The 18827-nt window shown below is 73.6% G+C and carries 15 protein-coding genes; 7 read left to right on the forward strand and 8 right to left on the reverse strand.

Features of this window, described 5'->3' with window-relative positions; all coding sequences use genetic code 11:
• Nucleotides 1-16 precede the first annotated feature (16 nt).
• The gene (locus tag ACIA8R_RS36865; protein WP_357698538.1) at nucleotides 17-853 is read left to right on the forward strand and encodes a TauD/TfdA family dioxygenase; all 837 of its coding nucleotides are present in this window, start codon (nucleotides 17-19) and stop codon (nucleotides 851-853) included.
• Here the strand turns inward: ACIA8R_RS36865 and ACIA8R_RS36870 are convergent.
• Complete coding sequence (locus ACIA8R_RS36870; protein ID WP_397042319.1) at nucleotides 843-1673, reverse strand: hypothetical protein; 831 nt, start codon at nucleotides 1671-1673, stop codon at nucleotides 843-845. The genes ACIA8R_RS36865 and ACIA8R_RS36870 overlap by 11 nt on opposite strands.
• Nucleotides 1674-1992: 319 nt before the next feature.
• Between ACIA8R_RS36870 and ACIA8R_RS36875 the strand changes: the two genes are divergently transcribed.
• A complete protein-coding gene (locus ACIA8R_RS36875) occupies nucleotides 1993-4080 on the forward strand; it encodes a RecQ family ATP-dependent DNA helicase (protein ID WP_364090629.1) in 2088 nt (695 codons plus the stop codon).
• Between the two features lie 57 nt (nucleotides 4081-4137).
• On the opposite strand, the gene ACIA8R_RS36880 is transcribed toward ACIA8R_RS36875, so the two are convergent.
• Complete coding sequence (locus ACIA8R_RS36880) at nucleotides 4138-5031, reverse strand: sugar kinase (protein WP_357698532.1); 894 nt, start codon at nucleotides 5029-5031, stop codon at nucleotides 4138-4140.
• Between the two features lie 168 nt (nucleotides 5032-5199).
• Between ACIA8R_RS36880 and ACIA8R_RS36885 the strand changes: the two genes are divergently transcribed.
• The 4 genes from ACIA8R_RS36885 to ACIA8R_RS36900 all read left to right on the forward strand — a co-directional run bounded on the left by ACIA8R_RS36885 (nucleotide 5200) and on the right by ACIA8R_RS36900 (nucleotide 10588).
• Nucleotides 5200-7869 (forward strand): GNAT family N-acetyltransferase, encoded by a 2670-nt coding sequence (locus ACIA8R_RS36885; protein ID WP_397042320.1) that lies wholly within the window; start codon nucleotides 5200-5202, stop codon nucleotides 7867-7869.
• Nucleotides 7870-7965: 96 nt separating this feature from the next.
• The gene (locus ACIA8R_RS36890; RefSeq protein ID WP_352323634.1) at nucleotides 7966-8556 is read left to right on the forward strand and encodes a DUF5998 family protein; all 591 of its coding nucleotides are present in this window, start codon (nucleotides 7966-7968) and stop codon (nucleotides 8554-8556) included.
• A gap of 110 nt (nucleotides 8557-8666) precedes the next feature.
• Entirely contained in the window at nucleotides 8667-9779 is a 1113-nt protein-coding gene (locus ACIA8R_RS36895) for a nucleotide pyrophosphatase/phosphodiesterase family protein (protein WP_364090619.1), read from the forward strand.
• Nucleotides 9776-10588 carry a sulfurtransferase gene (locus ACIA8R_RS36900; protein WP_357698523.1) on the forward strand — a complete coding sequence of 271 codons (813 nt, stop codon included), beginning with the start codon at nucleotides 9776-9778 and terminating at the stop codon, nucleotides 10586-10588. Before ACIA8R_RS36895 ends, ACIA8R_RS36900 begins: the two co-directional genes overlap by 4 nt.
• A 13-nt stretch (nucleotides 10589-10601) precedes the next feature.
• Here ACIA8R_RS36900 and ACIA8R_RS36905 read toward each other — a convergent pair whose 3' ends face one another.
• From ACIA8R_RS36905 to ACIA8R_RS36920, 4 genes are all read right to left on the reverse strand, one after another.
• Entirely contained in the window at nucleotides 10602-13154 is a 2553-nt protein-coding gene (locus ACIA8R_RS36905) for a CHAT domain-containing protein (protein WP_397042321.1), read from the reverse strand.
• A 67-nt stretch (nucleotides 13155-13221) separates the two neighbouring features.
• Nucleotides 13222-13683 carry a hypothetical protein gene (locus ACIA8R_RS36910; protein ID WP_364090611.1) on the reverse strand — a complete coding sequence of 154 codons (462 nt, stop codon included), beginning with the start codon at nucleotides 13681-13683 and terminating at the stop codon, nucleotides 13222-13224.
• Nucleotides 13680-14240 carry a sigma-70 family RNA polymerase sigma factor gene (locus ACIA8R_RS36915; RefSeq protein WP_357698515.1) on the reverse strand — a complete coding sequence of 187 codons (561 nt, stop codon included), beginning with the start codon at nucleotides 14238-14240 and terminating at the stop codon, nucleotides 13680-13682. Before ACIA8R_RS36915 ends, ACIA8R_RS36910 begins: the two co-directional genes overlap by 4 nt.
• A 72-nt stretch (nucleotides 14241-14312) precedes the next feature.
• Nucleotides 14313-15326, reverse strand: coding sequence for a S8/S53 family peptidase (locus ACIA8R_RS36920; RefSeq protein WP_364090607.1), 1014 nt, complete (start codon nucleotides 15324-15326; stop codon nucleotides 14313-14315).
• 176 nt (nucleotides 15327-15502) lie between these two features.
• Between ACIA8R_RS36920 and ACIA8R_RS36925 the strand changes: the two genes are divergently transcribed.
• Nucleotides 15503-15997 carry a DUF3145 domain-containing protein gene (locus tag ACIA8R_RS36925; RefSeq protein ID WP_357698511.1) on the forward strand — a complete coding sequence of 165 codons (495 nt, stop codon included), beginning with the start codon at nucleotides 15503-15505 and terminating at the stop codon, nucleotides 15995-15997.
• Nucleotides 15998-16170: 173 nt separating this feature from the next.
• On the opposite strand, the gene ACIA8R_RS36930 is transcribed toward ACIA8R_RS36925, so the two are convergent.
• Nucleotides 16171-17595 carry a carboxyl transferase domain-containing protein gene (locus tag ACIA8R_RS36930; protein ID WP_357698508.1) on the reverse strand — a complete coding sequence of 475 codons (1425 nt, stop codon included), beginning with the start codon at nucleotides 17593-17595 and terminating at the stop codon, nucleotides 16171-16173.
• On the reverse strand, nucleotides 17595-18827 hold the full coding sequence (gene fabF / locus ACIA8R_RS36935; RefSeq protein WP_357698505.1) for a beta-ketoacyl-ACP synthase II: 1233 nt from the start codon (nucleotides 18825-18827) through the stop codon (nucleotides 17595-17597). The genes ACIA8R_RS36930 and fabF overlap by 1 nt, the downstream gene beginning before the upstream one ends.

Below are 18827 nucleotides of genomic sequence, written 5' to 3' on the forward strand. Positions count from 1 at the left end.
CTCCGGAGGCTTCGCCATGATCGAGTTTCATCCCGTGACCAAGCACATCGGCGCCGAGGTCACCGGGGTCGATCTGCGCAAACCCCTCTCCCCGGAAGACGTCGCGACCCTGCGCGAGGGGTGGCTGAGGCATCTGGTGCTCTTCTTCCGCGACCAGCACATCGACGACGAGCAGCACCTTCAGTTCGCCCTCAACTTCGGCACGCTCAACCATCCGGCGTTCAAGAAGGACTCCGGCAGCCCGATCCACGTCCTCGACCAGACCTCCCCGAAGGGCGAGGGCGGCGACGAATGGCACAGCGACAACACCTTCGAGCCCACGCCGCCGATGGGCTCGCTGCTGCGCTGCATGCAGCTGCCGAGCGTGGGCGGCGACACCTGCTGGGCCAACACCTACCTGGCCTACGAGACGCTGTCGCCGTCGATCCAGCGGCTGTGCGACGAGCTGACGGCCGTGCACGACATCACGATGTCGATGAAGAAGGCGATCTCCAAGGGACACCCGTTCGACCTGGCCGAGATCCAGGCCAAATGGCCGCCGATCGAGCGCCCGGTCGTCCGCGTGCACGCCGAGACCGGTCGCAAGGCCCTGTTCGTCAACCGCGCCTCCACCACCCGCCTGGTGGGGCTGAGCGACCGCGAGAACGAGGCCCTGCTGCCGATGCTCATCGACCACATCCGCTCGCCCGAGTACCAGTGCAGGCTGAACTGGCGCCCCGGCACGCTCGCCTTCTGGGACAACCGCCCCACCCAGCACTACGCGGTCGCCGACTACACCGAACGCCGCCGCATGCACCGCGTCACGATCAACGCGTTCCCCGAGCACGCGGACGGGCAGGGCCTCACGGCTTGAGGCCCGCCCAGCTCGACAGGGCGAGGAACAGGAGCAGCAGGGCCTCCACGCCGTAGACGATGTTGCGTCCCGTCGGGCCGATGAGCACGTACGCCACGGCGGCCAGCGTGCACCCCACCACCAGGATCACGTCGACGACCCCCAGGACGATGGCCAGCGCCAGGCGTACCAGGAACCACAGGAAGCCCAGGCCGAACCAGCTCGACATCGTGGAGTCGTCGTAGGCCCACCTGGACAGCGCCATGGGGGAGTAGAAGGAGGCGTCCCAGAACTCCTGCCAGCGGTCCCCGATGCCCGCGGAGCGCTCCTTGACGGCCGTCTCGGCGTTCCTGAACTCGATGGTCCGCACGGTGCCGTTCGTGACGTCAACGATCACCTGCCGGCGGACGACCTGGATCACGGCCGTCCCGTTGACCACGGCAGTGAACTCGCCGGAACCGCTGTTCACCTTGTAGATGTGGTCGAAGCCCGCGACGTCCGGGTTGTCCGGGCTCTTGCGGGCGTCGCGGACGACGACGTAGAAGGCGTCGTCGTCCGCCTCGGGCAGGTTGTACGCGGCGCCGATCGAGAAGACGCCGACCGGCGTGACCAGCGAGGTCTCCCCCGAGACCTGGACCATCCCGTCGGACCCCCACTCCAGCTTCACCGGGAGGAAGGTGGGGTGGTAGGAGGCTTTCATGCCGGTTCCGGCACAGCCCGCCGTGGTGAGGATCATGACTGCCAGGACCACCCTGGCCACCATCTCGAAGTGGTCTTCCATGCTTCTGCGGCGGCGCGTCGTCGCCGCCGGTGCCGCCGAGGTGCAGGCAAGCCCCGTCATCAGCCCTCCTGGGGGCGAAAGCCGCTTGACGTCTGCTCAACGTTCCTCCCCCGCCCAACGTTCCTCCCACCTCCGGGCTCCCACCCCCGGGCTCCCACCCCCGGGCTCCCACCCCCGGGCTCCCACCCCCGGGCTCCCACCCCCGGAGGCCCTTCCGGAGGGACAGGACCGTGGCAGGTCTGTTCCGCGCTCCTTCCCCCTCCCTTCCGGGGAGACAGGGGCCGTGGCGGGCCGGTTCTGCGCCCTTCCCCTCCCTTACGGAGGGACAGTGGGCCATGGTGGGCCTGTTCCGTCGGTGGGAGCTGGTAATAAGGGGGGCATGATTGAAGCCCCCGACGCGGCGATGCTGCGCGAAGAGGCCGAGGAGCGCCTACGGGCCCTGGCCGGCGACCACGCCCGGCTGCGAGACGACCAGTGGTCCGCCATCGAGGCGCTCGTGCTCGACCGGCGCAGGGTCCTCGTCGTGCAGCGCACCGGCTGGGGCAAGTCCGCCGTCTACTTCGTGGCCACCGCCCTGCTGCGCGAGCTCGGCGAGGGCCCCACGGTCATCGTCTCGCCGCTGCTCGCCCTCATGCGCAACCAGATCGCCGCCGCCGAGCGCGCCGGCATCAGGGCCGTCACGATCAACTCCGCCAACCCCGAGGCGTGGGAGGAGATCTACGGCCAGGTCGCCGAGGGCATGGTCGACGTGCTGCTGGTCAGCCCCGAGCGGCTCAACAACCCCGACTTCCGCGACAACGTGCTGCCCGAGCTGGCCGAGAGCGCCGGCCTGGTCGTCGTCGACGAGGCCCACTGCATCTCCGACTGGGGCCACGACTTCCGGCCCGACTACCGCAGGCTCGCCACGCTGTTCGACGAGCTGCCGCCCGGCATTCCCGTGCTGGCCACCACCGCCACGGCCAACGCCCGCGTCACGCGCGACGTCGCCGAGCAGATGGGCGAGGGCACGTTCGTGCTGCGCGGCGCGCTGGAGCGCGAGAGCCTGCACCTGAGCGTCGTCAAGCTGCCCTCGGCCGAGCAGCGCCTGGCCTGGCTGGCCCAGACCCTGCGCGAGCTGCCGGGCTCGGGCATCGTCTACACGCTCACCGTCGCCGCCGCCCACGAGATCGCCGGCTACCTGCGCGAGCAGGGCCACGAGGTGGCCGCCTACTCCGGGCAGACCGACCCGGCCGAGCGGCTGGCCGCCGAGGAGGCGCTGCTCAACAACAAGATCAAGGCGCTGGTCGCCACCAGCGCGCTCGGCATGGGGTTCGACAAGCCCGATCTGGGGTTCGTCGTGCACGTCGGCGCGCCGCAGTCGCCCGTCGCCTACTACCAGCAGGTCGGCCGGGCCGGGCGCGGCGTCGAGCGCGCCGAGGTCATCCTGCTGCCCGGCGCCGAAGACCGCGAGATCTGGGCCTACTTCACCTCCCTGGCCTTCCCGCCCGAGCCCGTCGTGCGCGCCACCCTCCAGGCGCTCGAACAGGGCGGTGTGATGTCCACCCCGGCCCTGGAGACCGCGGTCGACCTGAGCCGCAGCCGCCTGGAGATGATGCTCAAGGTCCTCGACGTCGACGGCGCCGTACGCCGGGTCAAGGGCGGCTGGGAGTCGACCGGCGAGCCCTGGGCGTACGACACCGAGCGCTACGCCCGCATCGCCGCCGAGCGCAAGGCCGAGCAGGACGCCATGCTGCGCTACCTGACCACCGAGGAGTGCCGCGAGCAGTACCTGCGCCGCCACCTCGACGACGACACCGCCACGCCCTGCGGCCGCTGCGACAACTGCACCGGCCGCCACCGTTCACCGGAGATCGCCGCCCAGGCCGTCGAGACCGCCCGCGAACGCCTGAGCAGGCCCGGTGTCGAGATCGAGGCGCGCAGGCAGTGGCCGACCGGCCTCGCCGACCTGTCCGGCAGGATCAAGCCCGAGCTCGGCGCCGAGCCGGGCCGCGCGCTCGGCCGGCTGACCGACATCGGCTGGGGCAACCGGCTGCGCGAGCTGCTCGCCGGAGCCGACGGGCCGATGGCCGACGACATGTTCAAGGCCGTGATCCAGGTGTTGTCGGCGTGGGGCTGGCAGGAGCGGCCGGTGGCCGTGGTCAACGTGCCGTCCGCGTCGCGCCCGCAGCTCGTGCGCGGCTTCGCCGAGCGGCTGGCGCAGGTGGGCCGGCTGACCTACCTGGGCGAGCTGGGCTACCGGGCGGGGTCGCCGGGCCGGCAGTTCAACAGCGCCAAGCGCGTCCAGGCGATCAGAGGCACCCTGGCGATGCCCAAGGAGCTCGGCGCCGCGATCGCCGACTGCGGCGGCCCGGTGCTGCTGGTGGACGACCGCGTGGACACCGGCTGGACGATGACCCTGGCGGCGGCCCTGATCCGCCACGCGGGCGCACCGGCCGTGCTCCCGCTCGCGCTGGCCACCACCTCGTAGCGGCGCCAGGGAGAACCCCGGCTGGGACGGCGACGCCCCGGCCGGGGAGGGGACGGGTCAGAACGGGGGACGTGCGCCCAGGTGCATGATCGCCTTGGCCGCGAGCCGGCAACCGGCGGCCAGCGACTCGGCCGGCGGCTTGCCGGCCAGCCACGGCGGCAGGAACCCGGCCGAGAACGCGTCGCCCGCGCCCGTGCCGTCAACGATCTTGTCGACCGGCTCGGCGGCCACCCGGACCGGGTCGGGACGGCCGTTGCTGAACCACAGCGCGCCCTCGGCGTTCATCTTGATGATGACCTGCGGGAACCACGCGGTGAGCACCTTGGCGGCGGCCTCGGCCTCGTCGCGGCCGGTCAGCACCTTGGCCTGGTCGATGTTGGCGAACAGCAGCTTCGCGCCGTTGGTCCATTCGAGGAAGGGCTCGGCGCCCGTACGCTCCAGCGGAGCCGACGAGGCGCAGTCGACCGAGATCGACATGCCGGAGCGCCGCGCCATGTCGAGCGCCGCGAGACCGGCGTCGCGCGAGCCCTCGTTGATCAGCGTGTAGCCCGACAGGTGCAGGTGGGCGCCCGAGGTGAACAGGTCGCGCGGCAGGTCCTCCGGCGACAGGGCGGCGTTGGCGCCCGGGTCGGAGAGCATCGTGCGCTCGCCCTTGTGCGTGACGAGCACCACGCAGGTGCCGGTGGGCCGCTCGGGGTCCATGACGAGCCGGGCGTCGACGCCGTAGCCCATCAGCTCCATGTCGCGGTTGCGGCCGGTGATGTCGGCGCCCCTGCGGCCGATGAAGGCCACCTCCGCGCCCTCGACGGCGAGCCACGAGGCGATGTTGGCGCCGGAGCCGCCGCCGTGCATCGTCACGATCGCGGGCGTGTCGCTCGCGCGGGCGAGCGCGTAACGGGCGCGCGCGACCGCGTCGGTCATGAGATCGCCCACCACGACGACCCGCGTCATGATGCCACCACCTTGCTGCCTTCAGAACGACCCTGGCCACGGCAAAACTAACAGCTTCCGGGCTGTTCGTGGGGCTGACCCCGGACACCGGGCAGCAGTCGATGCACAAGCGTTGCCCAAAGAGGCCCACCGGTCTTGGCATGTGGGATGCGGGTTTACGCTCGTGGCGTGGAGGCACAGTATCCGGCTCACTGGGAGGCCGACGTCGTTCTGGCCGACGGGGGCACCGCGCACGTACGCCCGATCAGGCCCGCCGACGCCGACCGTCTCCGTGCTTTCTACTCCCGTCTGTCCGCCGAGTCGATCTATTTCCGGTTCTTCGGCCCCCGTCCCCGGTTGTCCGACCGCGACGTCGAACGTTTCACCAACGTCGACTACGACAACCGCGTGGCCCTCATCGCCACCATCGGCGCCGAGATGGTCGCGGTGATCCGCTACGACCGCACCGAGCCGGGCGAGGCCGAGGTCGCCTTCCTGGTCGAGGACGCCCACCAGGGCAGGGGAGTGGCCTCCGTCCTGCTGGAGCACCTGGCGGCCACGGCCCGCGAGCGCGGCATCGAGCGGTTCGTCGCCGACGTGCTGCCCGCCAACATGAAGATGATGGGTGTCCTGCGGCAGGCCGGCTACACCGCGGAGAGCCGGTTCGCCGACGGCGTCGTACGCATGACCCTCGACCTGACCCCGACCGAGACCTCGGCGGAGGTGACGGCCTCGCGCGAGCATCGGGCCGAGTCCCGGTCGATCGCGCGCCTGCTGGCGCCCGGGTCGGTCGCGGTCATCGGCGCCTCGCGCGAGCCCGGGGGCGTCGGCCAGACCGTCCTGCGCAACCTGCTGGCCGCCGACTTCACCGGCCCCGTCTTCCCCGTCCACCGCCAGGTGCGGGCCGTCGCGGGCGTGCGGGCCTACCCGAGCGTGACGGCGATCGACGGCGAGGTCGACCTGGCGGTCGTGGCCGTGCCCGCGGAGGGCGTGCTCGACGTGGTCAAGGAGTGCGCCGAGAAGGGCGTCCACGGGCTGGTCGTGGTCTCCTCCGGCTTCGGCGAGACCGGCGCGTCCGGCCGCGCCAGGCAGGACGAGCTGGCCCGCATCGCCCGCTCCTACGGCCTGCGCGTGGTCGGCCCCAACTGCCTCGGCATCGCCAACACCGCCCCGGCCGTCAAGCTCAACGCCACGCTGGCCGCCACCGTGCCGGGCCGCGGCCGGGTGGGCTTCTTCAGCCAGTCGGGCGCGCTCGGCACCGCGCTGCTCCAGCGGGTGGCCCAGCGCGGCATGGGCATCTCGTCGTTCGTCTCGGCCGGCAACCGCGCCGACGTCTCCGGCAACGACCTCCTCCAGTACTGGGAGGAGGACGACGCGACCGAGGTCATCCTGCTCTACCTGGAGTCGCTGGGAAACCCGCGCAAGTTCACCCGCCTGGCCAGGCGCATCGCGCGCAGCAAGCCGATCGTGGTGGTCAAGAGCGGCGGCACCCCGGCCGGCCACTCGGCCGAGGAGCTGGGGCTGCCCGACTCCGCGATCAGCTCCCTGTTCGCCCAGGCGGGCCTGATCAGGGTCGACGACCTCATCCAGCTCTTCGACGTGGGCCAGCTCCTGGCCTACCAGCCGCTGCCCGCCGGGCCCAGGGTCGCGCTGGTGACCAACTCCGACGCCCTCGGCCTGCTGGCCGCCGACGCCTGCCTGGCGGCCGGCCTCGAACCGCGCCCACCGGTCAACCTGGGCGCCGCGGCCGGGCCGGCCGAGTTCGCCGCGGCGCTCGCCGGCGAGCTGGCCGCCGAGGAGGTCGACGCCGCCGTCGTGATCTACATGCCGCCGATCCCCGGCGAGTCGGACGAGGTGGCGGCCGAGCTGCTGCGCGTCTCGCAGGGGTCGGCCAAGCCGGTGCTGGCCACGTTCCGCGGGCATCTCGGCATGCATCCGTCGTTGCGGGTGCCCGGCGACTCCGGCGGTGTGCCCGCGCGGGGCTCCATCCCGTCGTACGCGGCGCCGGAGGAGGCCGTCAGGGCCCTGGCCCACGTGGCGCGGTACGCCACCTGGCGGGCGCATCCGGCCGTGCCGCCGCCCGAGCTCGACGGTCTCGACACCGCCCGCGCCCGCGCGCTGGTCCTGGCCGCGCTGTCCGGCGCCCCGGCCCCGGCGGGGGAGGAGCCGGGCGGGTTCGCCGAGCCCGGTCCGCCGGTCGAGATCGACGCCGCCGAGCTGCTGTCGTGCTACGGGCTGACCGTCTGGCCCGCCGAGGTCGTCCGCTCGCCGGAGGAGGCCGTGGCCGCCGCCGAACGGCTCGGCTGGCCGGTGGTGCTCAAGGTGGCCGACCCGGGGGCCTCGCGCCGCGCCGGGACCGTACGCCTGGGGCTGACCGGGCCCGAGATGGTGCGCAACGCCTACGCCGAGTTCGCCGACCAGCTCGGCGAGCGGGTCGAGCTGGCCGTCCAGCGCATGGCGCCGCAGCCGGCCGTGCCCACGGTCGTGGGGGTCGTCGAGGATCGCGCGTTCGGGCCGGTGGTGTCGTTCGGGCTCGGCGAGGTGACCGCCCGCCTGCTGCTCGACCAGGGCTTCCGGCTCGCCCCGCTGACCGGCGAGGACGCCGCGGCCCTGGTGCGTTCCGTCCGCGCGGCCCCGCTGCTCTTCGGCCAGTACGGCTACCCGCCCGTCGCCGTCCCCGCCCTGGAGGAGCTGCTCGTACGCGTGGGCCGCCTGGCCAACGACCTGCCGGAGGTGGCCCGGCTCGACCTCGACCAGGTGTTGGTGGGGGAATCGGAGGTGCTGGTCCTGGGCGCCCGCGCCACCCTGCGCACCCCGGCCGGACCACGCCTGGACGGCGGCCCGCGACGGCTCTCCTGACCACGCCCACCATGTCGTTCATGTCTAGACAAAGACGTTCATAGAGCGTTATGTCTGGCGGGTGAGTGCACTGCGCGGCCCTGGCAGGATGGAGGCATGAGGGAAACCCGAGTCTCAGCCGCGGGCCTGCGTGAAGCGATCGAGCGCAGCGGCTACTACCCCGACCTCGTCACCGATGCGGTCGAATCCGCGCTGGGCAAGGAGGCCGTGACCGCATTCGTGGTCCACCACGAGGCCACCTTCGATCCCGCGATGGAGGTTCGCAGGCACGTCACCGTCCTGGTGCTGTCGACGACGAGGCTGCTGGTCTGCCACACCGACGAGCACCCGGCGGTGGAGGGCGTCTCGGCCTCCCACGCGTCCACGACGACCGAGGCGGTCCGCCTGAGCCGCGTCCAGTCGGTGGCCGTCACCCGCGTGGTGCCCGACCCGGCCTCCTACGTGCCGGGCGTGCCGCCCACCGAGGTCACCCTGACGATCGGCTGGGGCGCGATCTCCCACGTCGACCTTGAGCCGGCCACCTGCGGCGACGAGAACTGCGACGCCGACCACGGCTACACCGGCGCCATCACGGCCGACGACCTGTCGCTGCGGGTCAGCGAGGCGGCCGACGGTCCAGAGGCGGTCACCCACGTGCTGGCCTTCGCCAAGGCCCTCTCCGAGGCCACCGCCCGAGCCGCCGCCTGACACCACACCCGGCCCACCCCCACAGCAGCCGTCAGAGCCACCGTCAGGACCACTGCCACAGCCATCCGCCGGGCCGCCGCCGGGCCACGGCCGGCCACTAGGATGTGGGGATGCTGCCGGACTACGGCGCCGGGTCGCTGGCGGACCTCCCCGGTTCGCTGCTGGCCGCCCTCGGCCTGACCGAGCCCAACCCGCTGGCCCTCGACCCCGCGGCGCGCGTCTGCCTGCTCCTGGTCGACGGCCTGGGGGCCGAGCTGCTCCGCGCCCACCCCGAGACCGCCCCCTTCCTGTCCACCCTCCCCGCCCGCACCCTCACCGCCGGTTTCCCCGCCACCACCGTCACCAGCCTGTGCTCGCTCGGCACCGGCCTGACCCCCGGCGAGCACGGCATGGTCGGCCTGATGCTGGCCGTCCCCGGCACCGGCCACCTGTTCAACTGCCTGCGCTGGACGCTCCCCGGCGGCCAGACGATGGACCCCGACGAGTGGCAGCCCGCGCCCACCGTCTACCAGCGCGCCGCCGCCCAGGGTGTCGACGCCGTCTACGTCGCCCCCGCCGAGTTCGAGGGCTCCGGCCTGACCAGGGCCGTCTACCGCGGCGCGCGCTACGTGGCCGCCGACGGCGTCGACGCCACCGTCGCCCGCGTCGCCGAGGCCCTGCGCGCCACGCCCCGCGCCCACGTCACCGCCTACTACGGCAACCTCGACGCCGTCGGCCACATGGCCGGGTGGGGTGGCGAGGAGTGGCTGAGCGAGCTGGCCGTCGTCGACGACCTGGCCCGGCGGCTGGCCGAGTCGCTGCCGCCCGGCTCGGCCCTCTACGTCACCGCCGACCACGGCATGGTCAACGCCACCGAGAAGATCGACGCCGAGAGCGTGCCCGCGCTGACCGAAGGGGTGGCGCTGCTCGGCGGCGAGGCTCGGGCCAGGCACGTCTACGCCCAGCCCGGAGCCGCCGGCCACGTCCTGGAGGCGTGGCGCGCGACCCTCGGCGACCGCGCCTGGGTAGTGTCCAGGCAGGAGGCGGTCGAGTCCGGCTGGTTCGGGCCCCGGGTGCGCGAGGCGTGGCTGGGCCGCATCGGCGACGTCGTGGCCGTGCCCCGCGCCGGCCTGGCCCTCACCGCCCCCACCCGTCATCCGATCGAGGCGCTGTTCACCGGCTACCACGGCTCGCTGACCGCCGCCGAGCTCAACGTCCCGCTGCTGGAGGTAACCACCCGATGAGTGCGCTGATCACGCCTGCCGAGCTGGCCGCGCTGCCCGACGTGTCCGTGCTCGACGTGCGCTGGCGGCTGAACGGCCCGCCCGGGATCGAGCTCTACCGCGAGGGGCACCTCGCGGGCGCCGTCTTCTGCGACGTCGACGCCGATCTCGCCGCGCCGCCCGGCGCCGCCGGCCGCCACCCGCTGCCCGGCGCCGGCGAGTTCCAGCGGGCCATGCGGGCGCTCGGCGTGTCCGACGGGCGTCCGGTCGTGGTCTACGACGACGCCGGCTCCACGACCGCCGCCCGCGCCTGGTGGGCACTGCGCTACTTCGGCCATCGATCCGTACGCGTGCTCGACGGCGGCCTGACGGCCTGGGCCGAGGCCGGCCTGCCGCTCACGAAGGACGAGCCCGAGGTCGTGCCCGGCGACTTCACCGCCAGGCCCGGCGGCATGCCGACCCTGACGGCCGACGAGGCCGCCGCGGTGGCCGCCGAGGGCGTGCTGCTCGACGCCCGCGCCGCCGAACGCTACCGGGGCGAGGTCGAGCCCGTCGATCCGGTGGCCGGTCACGTGCCCGGTGCGGTGAACGCGCCCACGACCGGCAACGTGGGCCCGGGCGGCAGGTTCCTCGCCCCCGCCGACCTGCGTGACCGCTTCGCCGCGCTGGGCGTGCGCGAGGGTGTCCCGGTCGGCGCGTACTGCGGGTCGGGCGTCACCGCCGCCCACGAGGTGCTGGCCCTGGAGCTGGCCGGCCTGCCCGCAGCCCTCTACGTCGGCTCCTGGTCCAACTGGGTCGCCGACCCCACCCGCCCGGTGGCCACCGGCTGAGGCCGGCACCTGGTCAGCCGGCCGGGTAGAGGGGCCGGTCGCCCGCGCCGAAGCAGACGAACCCCAGCAGCCCGGTCTTGGCCGACGCGCAGGCCAGGGCCGCGTCAGGTGCCTGCCCGGAGGCGAGCAGCTCGTGGAAGGCTCCCATCATGGCCATCGCGGCCTCGTCGCCGATGGGCACCATCCCCGCCACCACGCACGAGCTCCCGTGCGCCAGGAACGTGCCCGGCAGGCCCAGCGGCGCCCCCTCCGCCGGCGTGCGGGCCATGCCCGAGTTGCACGCCGACAACACGACCAGCTCCGGCGCGCGGCTCAGGCCCAGCAGGTCGTAGGCCATGAGCTGCCCGTCGCCAAGGGTGATGCCGGACAGCAGCGGGCTGCGGGCGTTGAAGGCGCCGTGCGCGGCCAGGTGGAGGACGTCGGCCGCGCCGAGCGCCGCCAGCACGTCGGCCCTGCGGCCGGGCACCTCCCGCCCACCCGGATGGCAGGCCAGCACGCGGGCCACCTCCTCCTCGGCATGGACCAGCGCCGGCCCGGCCGCCGCCAGCACCACCGGGGCGGCCTCCCGTACGCGGGCCCGCCGCCGCGCCCCCGCCCAGGCCGCCGCGCTCGCCGCCACGCTCACGGGACGTTCGCGCAGGCCCGGCAGCGCGCCCCACGGCAGGGTGTGCAGCGGCCCCACGGGCACCACCACCAGCGGCCGGTCGCCCAGCTCGGCCTTGAGCGGCCCCAGCAGCAGCCGCTCCAGCTCCGCACCGGCGCCGGTCAGCTCCGTGAGCGCCCGCGCGGGACCGGCCACGTCGAGCCCCGCACCCCACTGACGCAGGGCGTGGCGCAGCCGCATGATCGCCTCACGCACCTGCCGCACGTCGCCCAGCCGCCGCAGGATGAGCCGTTCGCCGGTGACGAGCACCGCCAGCAGCGTCTCCTCGTCGGCCACGAACTCCACCAGCGCCGCGCCGTCGAGCGCCGCCCGGACCTGGTCGATCTCGGCCAGGCCGCACGCGTGCTCCGGCGCCGCGACCGCACGCCACCGCTCGGCCCACTCGAACACCTCGCCCACGCACCCGTCGCGCACCGCCAGCCCCAGCCCGAAGGCGGCCAGCCGCTCCCCGGACCGGGCGGCATGGGCGCGCAACGCCGGATCCTCGAACGTCTCCACCTGCCCGCTCACCTCGGCCAGCCCGTCACGGACCGCCCGCAGCGCCCCCGCGACGTCCTCCCGCAGCGCCGCCTCCAGGGCCAGGGCGTGCTGGCGTACGGTCACCGGGATCTGCGCGAGCTGCGTGGGCTGCGGCTCGGGGGCCAGCGAGGTCAGGCGGGTGCCGGCGGGCATCCAGCGCTCGGCGCGCTCGGCGTGCCGGGTGAGCCTGCGGAGCTGCGCCGAGGCCACCGGATGGTCGTCGACGGCCAGCGCCGCCTCGGCCGCGGCCAGCCGCAGCGCCGCGGCGGCGGCCACGTGCGAGGAGACGTCCTCCAACTCGTCGGCGCACCGGATCAGATCGGTGACCAGCGCGGACGTGACCGGCCCGAGCACCAGCCGGGCCCGCAGGACGACCTCCTCGGCCAGCGGCAGCCACGACAGCCGCTCCTGCTCGGCCAGCTCGCGCGCCGCCTGCTCGGCCACCTGCCGCGCCCGGTGGGGGTCGCCGGTGAGCAGCTCGACCTGGGCCAGCTTCAGCCGCGCCTCGGCCAGCGCCACCTGCGCGCCGGAGGACTCCAGATCGGGCACGGCCAGGCTCAGCATGGCCCTGGCCTCGCCGGGCAGGTGGGCCGCCAGCAGCGCGCCGGCGAAGTCGGCCCGCATCGTGGCCAGCCGCTCGGGGAAGCCGAACAAGGTGTCCTCCGCCTCCCGGTAATGCTCGAAGGCGCCCGCGATGTCCCCCCGCCGCACCGCGAGGAACGGCAGGTTGGCGGCCGACAGCCGGGCCAGGTGGCGCAGGCCGGCGTTCCGGGCGAGCTGCAGGCAGGCCGCGATGTCGCGCATGGCGGACTCCCAGTCGCCCCGGTAGGCGTGGATGAGCCCCCGGTTGAGCAGGCCGCCGGCCAGGAAACGCCGGTCGTCGACCGTGCCCGGCGCGGCCACGAGGGCCCGCAGCGCCCGGTCGCAGGCGGCGATGGCCTCCTGGTGACGGCCCAGGTGGGCCAGGGCGACCGCCCGCTGCGTGTCGAGCTTGGCGCGGTCGAGCGGGGACAGGTACGCCCATGCCAGGGCGGCCACGCGCAGCGCCTGGAGCGGGTGCCCCCGCTCGGTGCGTACGGTGACCAGCGACAGCCGCGCCTGGGCCCGTCGCTCGGCCGGGGCGTCCGGGATGGCGATGGCCTGCCGCAGGCAGTGTTCGGCATTGAGAAGGTCGCCCAGCTCGCGGGCGGCCAGCGCCATGGCGCGCAGCGCGATCGCCTCGGCCTCCGGCGCTCCGGCACGGCGGGCGGCGGCGAGGACGGTGCGGCCGGCGTAAAGGGCCTGTTCGGGATCGACGTGCGCGCGCAGCACGGCGGCCTCGGCCGTCTCGACGAGCGGACCGTGGTCGGCTGCTGATCCTGGTGGGGGTGACGTGACGCTCATGGGGGACTGACCGGCGGGGAGGAGGGGGCGGGGGTGTACGGCGCGGACGTGTGCCTCGGCGGAGGCGTCACGGCCGGATGCGCACCCACCTGGTCTGGACGGGCGCATGACCGGGACGGTGGCACACCACGCTCAGCCACCCCGGCGGCAGCCCGGTGACCGCGAACCGGCCGTTGTGGGCGACCTGCCGGGTGAGGGTCAGATGCGGGGTGCGCACGTCGACGACGGAGTCTTCCCCGGGGTCGGGGAAGATCTGACCGGCGACGTCGATCAGCCCGTCGCCCACGGTCACCTCCAGGTCGAAGGTGAGACCGTCGGTGACGAACCGCACCAGCTGGGCCCCGTCGTCGAGGTCGGCGGCGACGGACCGCGACGCGCGGCCCTCGGCGGGGTCGGCCGGGTCGGCGGTCACCGCGTGCGGAACGCGCAGCCCGTAGATCTCACGCGCGGAGGCCGACACGTGCCCGGGCATCGGATCCATTCCGGCGGCGAGCCGGAGGGCCGCCAGGAAGTACTCGTCGTTGATCATTGCGCTGTCTCCTGTAGTGAGAGCAGAGTGCGCAGTTTCTCCAGGCAGCGGGCCCTGGTCGGCCCCACGCTGCCCACGGGCAACCCGAGCCGCATCGCCATCTGCTGGTTGCCCAGATCGGTCGCGACCAGCTGCAGCAGAGTACGGCAGGGTTCCTGCAGGGCGGAGACCGACTTCCACAGCAGGCGCCTGCCATCGGCCTCCAGCACGGCGGACGCGGGATCCGGCTCCTCGACGGCCCCGAAGGTGGGCCTTCCCTCCGGATCGCTGACCAGCAGGCCCGACGACTCCTTCCGCAGCAGGAGGAGCGCCTCACGGCGGGTGGTCGTCATCAGCCAGCCGCCCACCCGCGAGGGGTCGCGGATGTCGTGCATGTGCTGGAGCAGCCGCAGCCAGGCGCCCTGGACCGCGTCGGCGGCATCGGCCTCGCCCAGCCCGCACGAGCGGGCCAGCGCCCACATGCGCGGGCCGAACCGGGACTCCAGCTCGTCCCAGGCGGATCGGTCGCCGTCGGCCGCGTCGAGGAGCAGCTTCGCCGGATCGCGCAAGTCGCTCATGCGGCCTCCTTTCGTCCCACACGGGGAGGTCATCCTGTCTCCTCGTGATTGACTGAGGACTGAGCGTAAACTCTACAGACTCGTGGGTACGAGAACTCCCAGATCGGGAATTTGCCGGGACCTCCGGGAGTCGAGCAGTCGCTCCACGGCCTCCTTGGCCGGTTCGCTCCGGGCGGCGTCGGCCACGGCCCCCGACACCAGGGCGGCGGCGAACGACGTGCCGCTCCAGGCGGCGTAGCCGCCGAACTCGCCCGTGTCCAGGAAACTGCTGGTCAGCCAGTCGCCGCGGGCGCAGGCGTCGACCCAGGTGCCGTACCCGGAGAAGGGCGCGCGGCGCTCCTGCGCGGCGTCGAGGGCCGCCACGCCCACCGCGCAGGGCAGGGCGGCGGGCCAGAACGGCCGGTCGGAGGCGGTGTTGCCGGCGCAGGCCACCGTCACCGTGTCCTTCAGCGCGCCGATGGCGTCGGACAGCAGGGGCGGCGGCCGGTCGTCGAAGGAGTGGCAGCCGAAGGAGAGGTTGAGCACCTGGGGCGGGTCCTCGCGCATGCGGTGGAGGGTGCGCACCACGGTCGCCTCGTCGCCCAGGCCGTCGCCGTCGAGCACCCGGCGCACCCGGAGCCTGGCCCCGGGCGCCTGGCGGGTCAGCAGGCCGGCGACGAACGTGCCGTGCCCGGCCTGCGTCCCCCGGACGGCGTCGGCGCCCTCGGGGCCGAGCCTGGCGTACCAGTCGCTGCCCGACCACCAGGGATGTTTCGCCACGCCGGTGTCGAGCACGGCCACGACCACGTCGGAACGCGACCTGCCCGCCCGGTACGACACCGGCGGCACGGGGAAGGGCCGGGAGGCCGGGCCGCCGAAGAACAGCGGCTGGCCGGTGACCACGTGGTTGGGCGAGGCACGGAAGCCCCGGTCGCGCAACTCGGCGGTGATCTCGCACGGGTCCACCCCGGCCGACAGGTGCAGGACGGTCACTCCGTCGGCCTCGGAGACCGCCTGCGTCCAGCGGGCGGCGACCGACACCGCGCCGCGGTCGACCAGCACCTGACCTGGCCGGATGTACGCCTCGCCGACAGATTGCATGTCCATGAGGCGGTATGTTTCCCCGCCTGCCACAACTGTCACGTGACACGCCCGCACCAACTTGGTATGGCCCCCCTCTGGTGTCCGATGGCGACCGACGGTAGTCTCTCCCTAGTCACTTGTGATCATCCCGGGGCGAGGCCGTTGGGGAAGGCGCACCTCGTACCGAAACGGGAGGTCCGGTGTCTGCTCGTGGCGTGCTTTACGTCCACTCGGCTCAGCCCGCGCTGTGCCCTCACATCGAATGGGCAGTCGCGGGTGTCCTTGGCGTGCCCGTTGATCTGACGTGGACACCGCAACCAGCCGCGCCGAACGTCGTGCGCGCGCAGGCGGAGTGGGAGGGCCGCGCCGGTATCGCGGCGGCCATCGCCTCTTCCCTCATGGGCTGGCAGCGCCTGAGATTCGAGATCACCGAGGATCCGTCGCCCGGCGTCGACGGCTCCAGACACGCCTACACGCCGACGCTCGGCGCCTTCACGGCGGTCATCGGCGCGGCCGGGGACATCATGATCTCCGAAGACCGCCTGCGTGCCGCCATGATGACGGCCGCCCAGGGCCGGTCCGTGCTGGAGGACGAGCTCGACAAGCTGCTCGGCCGGCCGTGGGACGAAGAGCTGGAGCCCTTCCGGTACGCCGGCGACGGCGCTCCCGTCCGCTGGCTGCACGCCGCCGTCTGACCCGCCCCACCTCCCGCTGAGCGCCCGCCGAGGGCGGCCGGCATCGGCCCGCCGTTCCACAGGCCGTCACGCGCGCCTTGTCACTCAGGCCGTCACGAAGGCCGTCACGAAGGCCGTCAAGCAGCGGAAAGGCCCCGCACCGGGCATCGGTGCGGGGCCTTTCGCGGACGGGTCTACAGCGGGATGTTGCCGTGGGCGCCCCTGGCCGGGGTGGCCTGGGCGAGCACCTTGGCGATGGCGCCGCGCGTCTCGGCCGGCTCGATCACCTCGTCGACGACGCCCAGCTCCTGGGCGCGGGCCAGGCCGCCGGCGAGCTTCTCGTGCTCCTCGGCGAGCCGCTGTTCCAGCGCCGGCCGCTCCTCGTCGGAGGCCGCCGCGAGCTCGCGCCGCTTGAGCACGCGCACCGCCGCCACGGCCCCCATGACCGCCACCTCGGTGGTCGGCCAGGCGAACACCTTGGTCGCGCCCAGCGCCCGCGAGTTCATCGCGACGTACGCCCCGCCGTACGCCTTGCGCGTGACCAGGGTGATCCTGGGAACCGACGCCTCGGCGAAGGCGTGCAGCAGCTTGGCGCCGCGCCGGACCACGCCGTCGTGCTCCTGGCCGACACCCGGCAGGTAACCGGGGACGTCCACGAGGACAACCAATGGCACCCCGAAGGCGTCACACATACGTACGAAGCGGGCGGCTTTCTCGGCGGACGTGGCGTCGAGGCAGCCGGCCAGCCGCAACGGGTTGTTGGCGACGACGCCGACCGTCCGGCCGCCGAGGCGGCCCAGCGACGTGACGACGTTGGGCGCCCATTTGGCGTGCAGTTCGACGCCGTCCTCGTCGAGCAGGCCGTTGACCAGCGGCTTGACGTCGTAGGCGCGCCGCGCGGACTCGGGCAGCAAGGAGGAGAAGTCGACCTCCTCCACCTCGCCGGGACGCACCCTGCCCTGGTGGCCGAGCAGCGTGGCGAGCCGGCGCGCCTGGAGGTAGGCGTCGGCCTCGGTCTTGGTGACGACGTGCACCACGCCGCTGCGCCTGCTGTGGGGCTCGGGGCCGCCCAGCGCCTCGGCGTCGACGTTCTCGCCGGTGACGCTGCGCACGACGTCGGGGCCGGTCACGAAGATGCGGCCGGTGTCGGCCAGGATCACCAGGTCGGTGAGCGCGGGGCCGTAGGCGGCGCCGCCGGCGGCCGGGCCGACGACCACCGAGATCTGCGGCACGACGCCCGACGCCTTGGTCATGGCCGCGAACACCCGGCCGACCGCGTGCAGCGACTCGACGCCCTCGGCGAGCCGGGCGCCGCCGGAATGCCAGATGCCGATGACCGGCACCCGCTCGCGGACGGCCACGTCGTAGGCATGCACGATGTGCTCGCAGCCCTCGCTGCCCATCGCGCCGCCCTGGAAGCGGGCGTCGCTGCAGAAGGCGGCGACGGGCACGCCCTCGATCCTGCCCATGGCGGCCAGGACGCCGCTTTTGTCCTCTGGGGTGATGAGCCGCAGCGAGCCCTCGTCGAGCAGCGCTGTCAGGCGGACGACTGGATCACGGGGATCGGCGGGCTCCTGGCCGGAGCCCTCACCCACCACCCGGCTGTCCAGTACGGTCATCAAGCCCCCTTGAAGACGACGGTGACGTTGTGCCCGCCGAACCCGAAGGAGTTGTTGACGGCGGCGAGGTCGCCCTGCGGCAGCGGACGGTTCGCGCCGTGGACGATGTCGACCTCGATCCCGTCGTCGAGGTTGTCGAGGTTGATGGTGGCCGGGACGATCCGCTCCTGCAGCGCCTTGATCGTGAAGACGGACTCGATGCCGCCCGCGCCGCCGAGCAGGTGACCGGTCATGGACTTGGTCGAGGTGACCAGCGGGTGGGTGCCGATGGCCTTGGCCACGGCCTGCACCTCGCCGACGTCGCCCGCCGGGGTGGACGTGGAGTGGGCGTTGACGTGCTTGACGTCGAGGCCGGTGATCTCGGCGTCGGTCAGCGCCTGCGTCATCGCCATGATGATGCCGCGGCCCTCGGGCTCGGGCTGCGTGATGTGGTGGGCGTCGGCCGAGTAGCCGACACCGGCGGCGTAGGCGTAGATGCGCGCGCCGCGCGCCTTGGCGTGCTCCTCGGACTCCAGCACCACGATGCCGGCGCCCTCGCCGAGCACGAACCCGTCGCGGTCGCGGTCCCACGGCCGGGAGGCGCCCTGCGGGTCGTCGTTGCGGGTGGACATCGCCCGCGCGGCGGCGAAGGCCGCGATGTTGAGGCCGTGGATGGCGGCCTCGGTGCCGCCCGCGACCACCACGTCGGCGCGGCCGAGCCGGATCATGTCCATGGCGTAGCCGATCGCCTCGGCGCCGGAGGCGCAGGCGGAGACGGTGGCGTGCACGCCCGCCTGGGCGCCCAGGTCGATGCCGATCCAGGCGGCCGGGCCGTTGGGCATGAGCATCGGCACGGTGAAGGGCGACAGCCGGTTCCAGCCGCGCTCCTTCCACGTGTCGTAGGCGGTCAGCGTGGTGGTGATGCCGCCGATGCCGCTGGAGACCACGACGCCCAGCCGCTCGGGGGCCACCTCGGGGGCGCCGGCGTCCTGCCAGGCCTCCCGGGCGGCGACCAGGGCGAACTGCTCGCTGCGGTCGAGACGGCGGGCCTCGGGGCGGGGCAGCACCTCGGTGGGGTCGACCGCCGCCGTCCCCGCGAACCGCACGGGGACGGAGTCGATCCACTCCGTGGTGAGGGTCTCCACACCCGACTGACCGGCGAGGAGCGCCGTCCAGGTCGAGGTGACGTCTCCACCGACGGGCGTCGTCGCGCCAAGCCCGGTGACGACGACACGTACCCGGTTCGCACTCAC

The organism is Nonomuraea sp. NPDC051191 (assembly GCF_044455665.1).
GTDB lineage: Bacteria > Actinomycetota > Actinomycetes > Streptosporangiales > Streptosporangiaceae > Nonomuraea.